Below are 12,099 nucleotides of genomic sequence, written 5' to 3'. Positions count from 1 at the left end.
GTTACTTCAAAAGTAGTGTTGAAAAGCGACAGAACTTGACGTGTTTAAAAATTTTATTAATCAATTTCTTCTTCTAAAGCATCATTTTCGAAATCTTGTCTGAAAAAATTTTCAATGTCATCAAGATGATTTTCATAGTCTATCTCTGCGTTTTCGATGTCGCTCCATTCTACAGTGTAGAGGCCTTCATCAAAGGTTATATCTGGATTGTGATTGGGTGCTTCCATGTCTTGTGTTTTAGTAATTAGGTTAAAATTTGAACATGTTTCTGGCTGTCCAGCATTTATAAATGTTGAATTCAAAGGCGTTTAAAAGTTTTTAAATGATTATGTTTTGTGTCTTTGTTTATATTTCAAAAGTAGTCCTCAAAAGCGACAAAACTTGACGTGTTTAAAATGTTTTAGAAAAATTTATGATTTTCTTTTTAAATATTTTCTGATAAGAATAAAAAACAAAATTGAAGTAAAAAATGTAATTATTCCTGAATATAAAACATTCCCGATTGGCATATACCGATGTCCTTCGTCTGTAATTGGAGGATTAAAAAAATCAAATAATAAATATAAAATGACATAACCAAAAATGAAAAATAGTGTACTCATAAAAAGAGATGCGAATGTTGCTTTCATTTTGTTATTCATTTTTAATTTAAAATCAAATATAATCTAAAAAGCTTATAATGGTTTGTTATAAGTAAAAAAGCTTATATTTTATTTCTGATTAGTTTCTGAACGATTTGGTTCAGGGTTTCTCTATTATCGTCAATATAACTTAGTCCGGCTTGAATCAGATTTTCGATGTTTGATCTTCTTACGTTATCCATTCCCGGAGAAGCATTTTTCAAAGATGGATTTAAACGATAATAATTTTTCTGATTCCTTAAACCTAACGTCTGAAACATTTGACAAAGTTGATAATCAACGGTTTCTGCATTAGCGGACATTAAAATATCAATAATTGGATTTACCCAACCTATTTTTCCTGCTTTTTCCATTTTTTTGAACGAATAAGGTCTTGCTTCAATTCCTGTTCCGATCGATACAACGATCATATCGTTTACCATCGGATGATTGGCTTTCTGATGATTTTTCAAAACTTCCGCAAACGGAATTTTTCTCGCTTCAGCATAAGCGCAAAGAGCGGGATTGTTTGCGAACATTCCGCCATCAATTAAGCTGAAAATCTGTCCGTACATCGATTTTATCTGAACCGGACTGAAATAAGTCGGCGCCGCTGAAGTCGCTCTACAAACGTCTTTTACATAAAAATTATCTGTACTGATATTGGCTTCCCAAGAATTGAAAAGCTTGGCTCTTCTGTTTTCGATGTCATAACTTGTTATTAAACATGGTTTTATTAGTTCTTTTAATTCAAGGTGTCCAAAAAAGTCATTCAGGTTTTTTTCAAGGGCTTCCTGAGAGATTTTTTCATTAAGCAAACCGAATGGATTGATCAATTTCTCCCAAAAAGAAACCTGAAATATGTCGCCACCTTTTTCTGCATATAATTCCAATCCTTTTTGGATGGAATATTTTGCTTTTCGGTGTTCATCGGGGCATAGAATAATAGACGCAATCAGTCCTCCCGTACTGCTTCCTGCCACAAGATCAAAATAATCTCCAAGTTTTGCGCTTGGTTTATCATAATACTGAAGCTGCTCCTCTATGTAGCGTAGAATAATGCAGGTGATAATGCCTCTTATTCCGCCTCCGTCCAAAGAAAGAATTGTTGTCTTTTTCATGATGTTTTTGGTTGTTTTTTTACAATTATTAACAATTTTAGATAACGAAACCAACAGCTTTTTATAATTAACTGTTGGTTTTAAGCATTAAAATATCATTGCTTTTAATGTTTTTCTTGTAAAGTAAAGGTAGGCGGAGGTGGCGACAGAACGTGTCGTATTAAAAATTAATTTCAAATAAAAGAGAATTATAGTATGATATAATTTGATTTATCCCGAGCCATTTTAGCAAGTGTTCTCCAGCTTGTTTTTATCACACCTTTTTTGGTAATAATGCTCTTTTTTTCGAAGTGGGGAAGGTCTTTGAAGGTTTTCCAGTTTCCACCCCAGTCCCAGCCGTATTTGGCGAAAATTTTCACACATTCGTACCAATCAGCTACTTTGTCGTTATCCCAGTCTTTTACAGTGTCCCAGCTTGCTGTTTTTCCGTCGATCATTAAGCAAATATCAACGGCAAGACCATAATTGTGAATACTTTGTCCGGCTTTGGCGTTGGTTACTTTTTTTCCGCTTGTAATTCTTCCGATGGCGTATAGTTTTTCCTGTTCTTCAAAGCTTCTTAATCCTTGTGTGATTCTTATTTTTGCTCTTCCGGTAAGAGCTTCATCGCAGTCTTTGATGATTTGTTTCACTTCCTCTCGGACGGCAGGGTGAAGTTTTTCTATTCTCTGTAAAGTCACTTTATCCATAATTTAAATTTTGTGGTTTTGAAAAACAAAAGTAGGCTTGAGGTACGACAAAACTTGACGTGTTTTTTATAAATATTATTTCATTGAATTGGTATTAAAAAGAAAAAGGCTACTCAACCGAGTAACCTTTTTTTGTATAAAGTGATATTAAATATCTTTGACAATGAGGGTCGTTTCATTTGTTATGGAGTCGTAATACCATTTAGCTTCTGTAACTACGCCGTGTATGTAATCCTGAGAAGTTGTGTCGCCACAAAAATGTTGGTCTCCCATATTAAAAGCAGGATCACCGGTATCGAGTGAAGTTCCTGCAACTTTGGTTCTAAACCAGTAAAAATGCCAACGTGCAAGATTGCCCATAGTTATTAATAAACCCGAAGGTACGGGTATATTCATTACAGGAGTGGACGTTCGAACTGCCCATGAATTGATTGGTGGATTGGCTAAGTTACTAAGATTAAATGATTTTATGTCTACCAAGGTTCCTGCCGGAACTTTATAAAAAGTAAATACTTCCGGAGTACAGTTCGTAAGAGAATTAGCAAATAATCTGCCTTCAATATCATAACTGGAGTAGTTGTAAATATGCAAAGTACCCTGCGCAAAACTTGTAAAACCTAAGAATAATGCAATAAGATATATTAGTTTTTTCATATAAATAAATTTAATAATTATTGATGTTTTACCTTCTGAATTAATGTAAAACGCTTGATGTGATTGATAAATTAATTTTCAGATTTAATTTTTTTCTGAATCTCATTATACTTTTCGAAGTATATCTTTTGGGCTAACGAAATTGCTTGTTCTTTGCTGTTGGAAGTTCTGGAAGCTAGTTCCTGTTCGGAAATCCCGTTGGCGGAGATTAATTTTTTTGAAGCTAAATAAAGGATCTCTTTACTTCTGTCATTAAGCTCTGTAGAATTCCCATTTTTAGCTTTCTCTTCCGGAGTAGAAAGGTTTTCTGGGTTCATAAGACTTTTCATGGCTTTGTCGAAGTGTACCATTTCATCAGACTTCATACTTTCAACATTGTTCACTGCCATATTCTCAGTTGAACAGGAAAGTATGCAAAATCCGCATAGTACCAACGATAAAATTTGTTTTTTCATAATTATTTTTGATTTTGTTTAACGAGTTTAAAATTAGTATATTTTTCATTAAATGGTGATATTTTGTGATTATTTTTTAAATAAATTATTGATAATCTTAAAATTTTACATTTGCTGTAATAGGTGTATAGATAAGAGATGCGACAAAACTTGACGTATTTTAAATTAATTAATTTACTATTTATCAATGTATTGAGTATTATGTTAAAGTCTCAATTAAACATAATATTCCATTTTAAAAGTTATAATTTTGTGTATTCAAATTTTCATTATTAAGTCATGTACGCTTTAGTAGATTGCAATAATTTCTTTGTTTCCTGTGAAAGAACGCTAGATTCTTCGCTCGAAAACAAGCCCGTTGTGGTGCTTTCCAACAACGACGGATGTGTTGTGTCTCGAAGTAAAGAAGCGAAAGACTTGGGAATTCCGATGGCTGCTCCTGCATTTAAATATAAAGAGCTTTTTAGGAAATACGATGTTAAAAGTTTTTCCGCAAAATTTGAATTATATAATTTTAAAAGTCAACAGGTTATTGAGATTGCTAGATCGTATGTTTTAGAATATGAAACTTATAGTATAGATGAGTTGTTTTTAGATCTGACAGGTTTTAAATACATTAATCTTTACGATTATTGTCTGGAAATTAGAAATAAAATTCAAAAAGAAACCAGCATTCCTGTAAGTATCGGGATTGCTCCCACTAAAACCTTGTGTAAAGTTGCGAATAGAATTGTAAAAGATTTTCCCGAGAAATTTAATGGCGTTTATATTATGGATACTCCAGAAAAAATTGAAAAAGCTCTAAGGTGGCTAAACATCGGAGATGTTTGGGGAATCGGACGAAAACTTACCGCAAAAATGAATGACAGCGGAGTTTATAAAGCATGGGACTTACTTCAAAAGCCTGAAATGTGGGTTCGAAAAGTGATGGGAATTCATGGCGTAAGAATGATCAACGAGCTAAAAGGAATTCGCCAGCTTGAACTGGATTCTCCTTCTCCGAAAAAATCAATCGCCGTTACCAGAAGCTTCATGGAAATGCTGATGAAAAAAGATGAGGTACGGGAACGCGTAGAAACTTTCGGAATGTATTGCTCTGAAAGATTGCGAAAACAAAATACCTGCTGTAAAATGGTTACCGTTTTCGTTCAGACCAATCGTTTCAGAAAAGATTTGCCGGAATACAGAAATGCAATGACCAAAGTTCTTCCGAATCCTACTAATTCTTCCATTATTATCGGTCGGGTTGTGAATGAACTTTTCGAAGCGATTTTTAAAGAAGGTTTTCATTATAAAAAAGCCGGAGTTATCGTTAATGATTTTGTTCCTGAGGATCAAAGATTGATCAGCCTTTTCGAAGAAGATACTCAAAATCAACATCTACCAGTCATGAAAGCAATGGACGCAATGAATAAAAAATACGGAAAAGATAAAGTTCGTTTAGGAAGTATGAGCGGCGAAAATACTTTTGGGCGCGCGCAATTATCCCCGGAATACGAAGCTTTCTTAAAAAATAATACTTTGACGGAAGCTAATTTCCGTTTCCACTAAAGTTTTAGTTTAAAAGGGGTGAATTTATGTTGTCTGAAATAATTTCACCGTTTCATTCACCAGAAATTTAGCCTGATCCGGTCTTCCTCTGTCATTTTTCGGATTATTGCTGTAGCTTCCCGTTCTTACAATCACCATATTATGTTCAGGAACCATAATAATATATTGGCCTTGAAGTCCTAAGAAATAATAATGTTTAATAGGATTGTCATAATTGATCCAAAGTCCCATTCCGTATATTTCTTTAGATTTTTGAGTCGGAGTTCTCATTAAATTAATAAAATCTAAATTTAATAATTGAACATCCCCAACTTTTCCGTCATCCAAAAATAATTGTCCCAATTTTGCATAATCTCTAGCATTGGAATGAATACAGCAATAGGTTTTTTCCATTCCATTGTCGTCAACGCTCCATTCTGCATTTTGTTCCATTCCGAGCGGAATCCAGAATTTCTCAGATAAATAACTGGCTAAAGACTGATTAATAGCTTTTCTCACTGCAAAACCTAGCAATTGTGTTGAACCACTTTGATATTCATATCGTTGCCCCGGTTCTTCTTTAAATTTTCTTGAAAAAACCGCTTTGGCAAGGCTTCTTCCATAGTAGGCTTTAGCATTGGGGCGAAAAGGATTAGCATAATCTTCATCCCAATCAAGTCCTGCCTCCATTTGAGCAAGATTTTTAATCGTTACGTTATTTCCGAATTCTTTAGTTTTAAATTCATCATAAAAATCAGAAAATTGAGCATCAATATTTTCAATTTTACCTTCTTCTAAAGCTTTCCCCAAAAGCATCACCGTCACAGCTTTAGCCATCGAAAAAGAATTGGTTTTTGAAAGCTGATTATAACCGTCCCAATACTGCTCATGAAGAATTTTCCCGTTTTTAATGACAACAAAAGCAGCGGTGTGAGAATGTTTTAAATTTTCAACTATATTTTCCGGTAGCTCTTCTTTATTGTATTCCGGATCTTCCTCCCAAAGTTTGGGCTCTTCCGTTGCAATAAGATATCTCGGAAAAAGTTTCCCATCATCAATATTAGCACTCGTTTTTCCTTTCAGATACGTTTTGGAAATCCCGCTGAATAAGTAATCATATCCGAAAATATAGGCTGCTGCTACTGTAAGGGCTGTTCCGCCAATGATGTATTTTAGTGCTTTCATGTGAGTTGGTCTTCAACAAATTTAAAATAAATTTGAAAATATGAAACGGAATGATTTATTTTTGTGATTATTTGATGCAAAATATGATGAAAAAACTAATTTCCTTTTTATTTTTCTATTTTTTCATAGTGACTTTCGGACAGGTATATAAACCTATGGATACCGCAGATTATGCAAAAAGAAAAGATTTTCTCAGAAATTTTTCTTCAGATATTGAAAATCTAAGCAAAAAAAGCAAATCTGATTTTCCGGGAAAAAAGGGATCCGAATTATCAAAAATCTATAAAGAATTCTCCAAAGAGTTTGAAAAAAAGGTAAAGGAAAAAAGCTTTGTTTTTAACGCTGAATTTGATTCTAAAGTAAAAAGCCTGATAGAAAGATTAAGAAAAAATAACCCTCAAATTCCTCAAAATTTAAAAATTCTTATTGCCAGAGACAACACGCCAAATGCTTATTGCTTTGCAGACGGAACCTTTGTGATCAATATGGGGCTTTTCAGTTGGCTAAATAATGATGATCAGCTGGCGGCGGTGATTTCCCATGAGCTGGGACACAAAATTTCGGAACACACGCTGAAGGTTTTTCTGAATATGATTGATCAGGATCAAATGGATAAGGCGGTGGTTCAGAATATTAAATCAACCAAAGAAAACCGTAATCAAAGGGCTTTTGATGTACTGAAAAACCGAATTTATAGGAAAGGTGTTGAAAATAGAAAGCAGGAAATGCAGGCCGATTCTTTAGGCTATGTTATTTTTAAAAATAGTGATTTTAAGAAAACCGAATTTGTTAATGCATTAAAAAGACTGGAAGATTTTGATACGATTTCGCCAAGAGTATTAAAAGTAGAAACCTATAAAAAATATTTTGGTCTTCCCAAGCAGGAATTTAAAGAGAAGTGGCTGAAAAAAGAAGATTTTTCACTTTATAATTATAATAATTTTAAAGAAAAACTGAATAAAGATTCGTTGAAATCACATCCAGAAATTGTCTTAAGAATTGATAGGCTTAAAAAAATATTTCCGGAACTGAAGGTTGAAAATGCAGATGGAAAACCTTCGGAATCTTACGCTGTTCTGGAAAAAATAGCAAGAATGGAAACATTGCCCAATTTTTATTATTCGGAAGATTATGGGGTTGGAATTTATTCAAGTCTTCAGTTTTTACAGGATGGAGAAGAAGAGGAATATTATAAAAAATGGCTCGGAAAATGTTTCGCTAAAATTTATGAAGCTCGGAAAAATTATAACTTAAACCGATATCTGGATAGGGTAGACCCCAAAAACCAGAGTGAAAGTTATCAGCAGTTTTTGAATTTTATGTGGAATCTGAGTCTGGATGAAATAAAAAATATCGCCGATTATTATCAAAATAAAGAATCCTGACAGTCAGCCAGGATTCTTATTTATCTTAATAATTTAATCTTTCTAAACGAATTTTATTGAATTTTTCCTTTTCATTATATTCTCGAAGTAAAATATAGCCTTCTTTTGCAACATATGGTGTTACACTGTAATTGTCTTTCTCTGAAATAGGAACGACTTCCTGTTTGAATTTCCCATCAATAATTGTATTAATGAAAAGATTCCATTTTTTCTCTTTCGTTACCTGATCTTTCTGATAATCCCGGAAGAAAAACACAACATCTTTACCGTCATTTAAATATTGAGAAAAAAGATAATCGCTATTTACCCACTTTGATTTTTCTTTTTCAAAAACCTGAACCTCTTTTACTTTGAAGTCTTTATCTGTATTTATATATACTAAATCCGTGGTTTTAGGCGCATTGTATTGTCCTGCAGGTTTAAACTTTTCAGAAAGAATCCCCACGCTTCCGTCGCTCATGAAATACACATCCTTTGTCTGCAGATAATATCCGTTTTCTACCCCTCCGTCTGCACTCAGCTTCGGAATATGATTGGACAGATCCGGTTTGTAGCTTAATGTTTTGAGATCTACATTATAATTGTTTTTATCAACCATTAATCTTGCAAAACCTCTGTCGTCTCTCGGAACATAGTTTCTTCCTAATAAAACAATTTTATCATCAAAAGTTTTGTCATTGTCAATGCTTCCGGTACCGGAATTTAGAATATCAATATTATAAATAGTGTCCGGTGAAAGTCCCGTAATAGGCTTATTGGAAAGCTCTTTACCTGTTTTCATATCAATTACTAAAAGGGAGAACGTTTTATCGTCATCATTTACTTTTCTTAGAATTCCGTACAGGCGATTTTCATCTCTTTCAAGAACGGTAAGATCAGAGAATACTTTTTTATCACCATTCGTATTGTAGCTGTATCTCCAGATTTCTTTTTTATTTTCATCAAATTTAATCAGACTGTTTTTGTTGATATATTTACCATAATCATTGTATTCAGTGGCAAGATAACCTCCTTCTTTAATTTCGCCAACGGCAGAAACGTAATTGTAGCCTTTTTCTTTTTTCTCCGCACGGTTCTCTTTTCTTTCCTCCTTGAAGCTTTTAGGCTGAGTGATTTCCTTAAATTTGCCATCTTCCTGATAATCGTAATAAACTTTTGGCTTTACAGTATTTGTTTTAGGATCAATGACCATCGAGACAGGAGCCGTCACATCTTTTGCAAAAGCCTGTAAATAATGGAAATCTGAAGGACGAAGAATAATCTGACCCTTAAAATCTACATATCCGTAATAATTAGAAACAAGAGGGCCTGCTTCAAATTCTTTATTAGCAACAGGATTAAGGTTTTTATCTAAAATTACATATTCAAACTTTTGTATTTTTTTATCTGTATTTCCGTAGGAATAGAGAGAAACATAGCCATAGAGATTGTCTTTTGTATCAAACAAGGCATTCATTCCGATATTTTTTCCTGAAGCTAAAGAGGCTAAATCCTGTGTTTGAGAATATGAAAATGTCTGGATAAGGCCAAACATTAATAACGTTATTTTTTTCATGGTTGAAATTTGAATTCCAAAAGTAATAATTTAAGTGTAAAGTTGAAGAAAAATAAAAAGCCTTGAAAAAATCAAGGCTGTATTTTAAAAAAGTAAAAGATTACTTATTATATTCAGTAAGAAATGTGTGAGCATTTGTAGGAAATAGCGTGCTTGTATAAGTAGTAACAGTTTTTGTAGGGAAATTGTTATTATTATAAGTATGCACAGATGAAGAGCTTGATTGTCCGTTGGTTGGGCCAGTATAAGTGCTGTTCATTGTTAAAAGATTGTTGCTGGCAACGTCGCCTTCAGGAGATAATAGAAAATTTATTTTTAAAAATCCTTTTACATTCTTCATTGGATTATTTTGCCCGTCATAAGAATAGTTATAAGTTCTTGTCTGCCCTTCATACGTAGATGTTGCAGTAATAAGATTACTATTATTGGAGATATAAACATCATACAAAGTCGATTTTATATTGGTATGCACTCCTGTTCCGGGATTATAGGTAGATGATGAATATTCATTGTATTTCACATGATTATCACTCAAATACTCGAAGTTTTTTGTATAAACTAACGTTCCTCCTGAATGTTTGTTGGTGATTTTTTCAGCAGTAACTCTTCCGTTGGTATAAGTGAATTCTCTTGTGTAAACTATCGCAGTACCCTCAAAATCCTGAGTTTTTACGATATTATCTCCATTGTAAGTATACACTGTTTTTTCGTTGGTACCAACATCGTTTGATTCTACTAATTTTGTTCCGTCATATTTAAAAGTAACCACATAAGTCTGGTTATCCTGAGTAATTTCGGTAAATTTTGTTGGAAGGATGGTTGTTGGATCAACTGGCTGGATTTCTTCTACCGTATCATCCGATGAGGTACAGTTGGACAGGGCAAACAATGCCAAAGACGAAATAATTAATTTTTTCATAGTTATTATTTAGAGTGTTAAAAAGTTCGCTAAAATAATAAATTCTACGAGATAATTAATGAATGTGGTATGAAATAAAAAAAGCCCTGATTTCTCAAGGCTTTTGATCTATAGTTTAGAAAGTAAATTTCTGAAATTCGTTTTCTCATCGATAATTCGTCTCAGTTCTGAAACCGGAACTCTTTCCTGCTGCATTGTGTCTCTGTCTCTTATCGTTACCGTATGGTCTGTCAAAGAATCGTGATCGATGGTGATACAATAAGGTGTTCCAACTGCATCTTGTCTTCTGTAACGTTTTCCGATCGCATCTTTTTCTTCGTAGAATAAGTTGAAATCGTATTTTAGATCGTTAAAGATATTTTCTGCGTATTCTGCTAAACCATCTTTCTTCATTAATGGAAGAATTGCTGCTTTAATTGGTGCTAAAGCCGGTGGTAATGATAAAACTGTTCTTTCTGAACCGTCTTCCAATACTTCGTCTCTTAAACAATGAGAGAAAATTGAAAGGAATAATCTGTCTAAACCAACAGAAGTTTCTACAACATAAGGAACATAATTTTCATTTCTTTCAGGATCGAAGAACTGAAGTTTTCTTCCTGAGAATTCTTCATGCGCTTTTAAATCAAAATCCGTTCTAGAGTGAATACCTTCCAATTCTTTAAATCCGAATGGGAAATTAAATTCAATATCAGCTGCAGCATTCGCATAATGCGCTAATTTCTCATGATCGTGGAATCTGTAATTATCATTTCCTAAACCTAAAGCTAAGTGCCAGTTAAGACGTTTTTGCTTCCATTGTTCGTAGAATTCAAGTTCAGTTCCTGGAGCTACAAAAAATTGCATTTCCATTTGTTCGAATTCACGCATTCTGAAAATGAATTGTCTTGCAACGATTTCATTTCTAAATGCTTTTCCAATTTGAGCAATACCAAAAGGAAGTCTATGACGTGAAGTTTTCTGAACATTCAGGAAATTAACGAAAATACCTTGAGCAGTTTCAGGTCTTAAATAAAGATCCATTGCGCTGTCTGCAGAAGCGCCCAATTTAGTTCCGAACATTAGGTTGAATTGTCTTACTTCTGTCCAGTTTTTAGAACCGGTGTCAGGATCAGCAATTTCCAATTCTTCAATTAAAGATTTTACATCAGCAAGATCTTCATTTTCCAATGATTTTGCCAGTCTTGAAAGAATAGTTTCTCTTTTTGCTCTGTATTCTAAAATTTTAGGATTTGTCGCTTCAAATTGAGCTTTATCGAAAGATTCACCGAATCTTTTTGCTGCTTTTTCAATTTCTTTGTTCTCTTTATCTTCAATTTTCAAACAGTAATCTTCCACCAAAACGTCTGCTCTGAAACGTTTTTTAGAATCTTTATTATCAATCAATGGATCGTTGAAAGCGTCTACGTGGCCAGATGCTTTCCAAGTTGTTGGGTGCATAAGGATTGCAGAATCAATACCCACAATATTTTCGTTAAGCTGTACCATCGCTTTCCACCAATATTGTTTGATATTATTTTTTAATTCGGCTCCGTTCTGTCCATAATCATAAACAGCGGATAAACCGTCATAGATCTCACTTGAAGGGAAAATAAAACCATATTCTTTAGCGTGAGAAATCACTTTCTTGAAAACATCTTCTTGCTTTGCCATAATTTTTTTAACGTCTGAAGCACAAAAATAATGTTTTTTATTGGGAAAATATTAATATCGGTAAGAACCTACATTCGAGACAGACATTAAAAAGTATCCGCCTAAACCGATAATGAATAAAATAACTGCAATAATCAATAATAATATTCTTATTGTTCGGTGCTTTTTAGGATCTGTGGCAGCCAAGGTAAGAGCACCTGTAATGATCGAGATGATTATCAGTGATTTGAAAAAATTAAAATAGTCTACCATAATTTTTAGACTTTTCTGTTTCTACGAATGTAAAGAAATTTAGCTGATATTTAATTGAAATATGAGAATTAAGATTTTCAGGAG

At 33.4% G+C, this 12,099-nt stretch carries 12 protein-coding genes; 2 read left to right on the top strand and 10 right to left on the bottom strand.

Going from position 1 to position 12,099, the window contains the following annotated elements; all coding sequences use genetic code 11:
* Positions 1 to 56 precede the first annotated feature (56 nt).
* From A0O34_RS22325 to A0O34_RS08290, 5 genes are all read right to left on the bottom strand, one after another.
* Complete coding sequence (locus tag A0O34_RS22325; protein WP_157885982.1) at positions 57 to 227, bottom strand: hypothetical protein; 171 nt, start codon at positions 225 to 227, stop codon at positions 57 to 59.
* Positions 228 to 703: 476 nt separating this feature from the next.
* Complete coding sequence (locus A0O34_RS08305) at positions 704 to 1,741, bottom strand: patatin-like phospholipase family protein (protein WP_066753659.1); 1,038 nt, start codon at positions 1,739 to 1,741, stop codon at positions 704 to 706.
* Positions 1,742 to 1,929: 188 nt separating this feature from the next.
* Positions 1,930 to 2,430 carry a M15 family metallopeptidase gene (locus tag A0O34_RS08300; protein ID WP_066753657.1) on the bottom strand — a complete coding sequence of 167 codons (501 nt, stop codon included), beginning with the start codon at positions 2,428 to 2,430 and terminating at the stop codon, positions 1,930 to 1,932.
* Positions 2,431 to 2,577: 147 nt separating this feature from the next.
* Entirely contained in the window at positions 2,578 to 3,084 is a 507-nt protein-coding gene (locus A0O34_RS08295; RefSeq protein WP_066753656.1) for a hypothetical protein, read from the bottom strand.
* 71 nt (positions 3,085 to 3,155) lie between these two features.
* A complete protein-coding gene (locus A0O34_RS08290; RefSeq protein ID WP_157885981.1) occupies positions 3,156 to 3,539 on the bottom strand; it encodes a hypothetical protein in 384 nt (127 codons plus the stop codon).
* Between the two features lie 279 nt (positions 3,540 to 3,818).
* Between A0O34_RS08290 and A0O34_RS08285 the strand changes: the two genes are divergently transcribed.
* Positions 3,819 to 5,090 carry a Y-family DNA polymerase gene (locus tag A0O34_RS08285; RefSeq protein WP_066753652.1) on the top strand — a complete coding sequence of 424 codons (1,272 nt, stop codon included), beginning with the start codon at positions 3,819 to 3,821 and terminating at the stop codon, positions 5,088 to 5,090.
* A gap of 24 nt (positions 5,091 to 5,114) precedes the next feature.
* Here the strand turns inward: A0O34_RS08285 and A0O34_RS08280 are convergent, their stop codons facing one another.
* A complete protein-coding gene (locus A0O34_RS08280) occupies positions 5,115 to 6,254 on the bottom strand; it encodes a serine hydrolase domain-containing protein (RefSeq protein WP_066753650.1) in 1,140 nt (379 codons plus the stop codon).
* Positions 6,255 to 6,337: 83 nt separating this feature from the next.
* Here A0O34_RS08280 and A0O34_RS08275 point away from each other — a divergent pair, with 83 nt between their 5' ends.
* Positions 6,338 to 7,639: a M48 family metalloprotease gene (locus A0O34_RS08275; protein WP_082891250.1), complete on the top strand. Its 1,302-nt coding sequence runs from the start codon at positions 6,338 to 6,340 to the stop codon at positions 7,637 to 7,639.
* Between the two features lie 25 nt (positions 7,640 to 7,664).
* On the opposite strand, the gene A0O34_RS08270 is transcribed toward A0O34_RS08275, so the two are convergent.
* The 4 genes from A0O34_RS08270 to A0O34_RS08255 form a co-directional block, all read right to left on the bottom strand.
* Positions 7,665 to 9,194, bottom strand: a complete 1,530-nt coding sequence (locus A0O34_RS08270) for a hypothetical protein (RefSeq protein ID WP_066753648.1) — start codon at positions 9,192 to 9,194, stop codon at positions 7,665 to 7,667.
* A 100-nt stretch (positions 9,195 to 9,294) separates the two neighbouring features.
* Positions 9,295 to 10,113 (bottom strand): lipocalin/fatty acid-binding family protein, encoded by an 819-nt coding sequence (locus A0O34_RS08265; protein ID WP_066753646.1) that lies wholly within the window; start codon positions 10,111 to 10,113, stop codon positions 9,295 to 9,297.
* Between the two features lie 108 nt (positions 10,114 to 10,221).
* Positions 10,222 to 11,763, bottom strand: coding sequence for a glycine--tRNA ligase (locus A0O34_RS08260; protein WP_066753644.1), 1,542 nt, complete (start codon positions 11,761 to 11,763; stop codon positions 10,222 to 10,224).
* A 51-nt stretch (positions 11,764 to 11,814) separates the two neighbouring features.
* Positions 11,815 to 12,015 carry a hypothetical protein gene (locus tag A0O34_RS08255; RefSeq protein WP_066753642.1) on the bottom strand — a complete coding sequence of 67 codons (201 nt, stop codon included), beginning with the start codon at positions 12,013 to 12,015 and terminating at the stop codon, positions 11,815 to 11,817.
* Positions 12,016 to 12,099: the final 84 nt, after the last annotated feature.

Source organism: Chryseobacterium glaciei (assembly GCF_001648155.1).
GTDB classification, from domain to species: domain Bacteria; phylum Bacteroidota; class Bacteroidia; order Flavobacteriales; family Weeksellaceae; genus Chryseobacterium; species Chryseobacterium glaciei.
The sequence above is the reverse complement of the archived record's forward strand: the minus strand, read 5'-3'. Positions and strand labels throughout refer to the sequence as shown.

What these genes read in the sequence shown, in the direction of transcription:
- A0O34_RS08280 (WP_066753650.1), bottom strand. Translation starts at nt 6,254, where the DNA reads ATGAAAGCACTAAAATACATCATTGGCGGAACAGCCCTTACAGTAGCA.
- A0O34_RS08260 (WP_066753644.1), bottom strand. Translation starts at nt 11,763, where the DNA reads ATGGCAAAGCAAGAAGATGTTTTCAAGAAAGTGATTTCTCACGCTAAA.
- A0O34_RS08300 (WP_066753657.1), bottom strand. Translation starts at nt 2,430, where the DNA reads ATGGATAAAGTGACTTTACAGAGAATAGAAAAACTTCACCCTGCCGTC.
- A0O34_RS08285 (WP_066753652.1), top strand. Translation starts at nt 3,819, where the DNA reads ATGTACGCTTTAGTAGATTGCAATAATTTCTTTGTTTCCTGTGAAAGA.
- A0O34_RS08305 (WP_066753659.1), bottom strand. Translation starts at nt 1,741, where the DNA reads ATGAAAAAGACAACAATTCTTTCTTTGGACGGAGGCGGAATAAGAGGC.
- A0O34_RS08290 (WP_157885981.1), bottom strand. Translation starts at nt 3,539, where the DNA reads ATGAAAAAACAAATTTTATCGTTGGTACTATGCGGATTTTGCATACTT.
- A0O34_RS08275 (WP_082891250.1), top strand. Translation starts at nt 6,338, where the DNA reads ATGATGAAAAAACTAATTTCCTTTTTATTTTTCTATTTTTTCATAGTG.
- A0O34_RS08255 (WP_066753642.1), bottom strand. Translation starts at nt 12,015, where the DNA reads ATGGTAGACTATTTTAATTTTTTCAAATCACTGATAATCATCTCGATC.
- A0O34_RS08295 (WP_066753656.1), bottom strand. Translation starts at nt 3,084, where the DNA reads ATGAAAAAACTAATATATCTTATTGCATTATTCTTAGGTTTTACAAGT.
- A0O34_RS08270 (WP_066753648.1), bottom strand. Translation starts at nt 9,194, where the DNA reads ATGAAAAAAATAACGTTATTAATGTTTGGCCTTATCCAGACATTTTCA.
- A0O34_RS08265 (WP_066753646.1), bottom strand. Translation starts at nt 10,113, where the DNA reads ATGAAAAAATTAATTATTTCGTCTTTGGCATTGTTTGCCCTGTCCAAC.
- A0O34_RS22325 (WP_157885982.1), bottom strand. Translation starts at nt 227, where the DNA reads ATGGAAGCACCCAATCACAATCCAGATATAACCTTTGATGAAGGCCTC.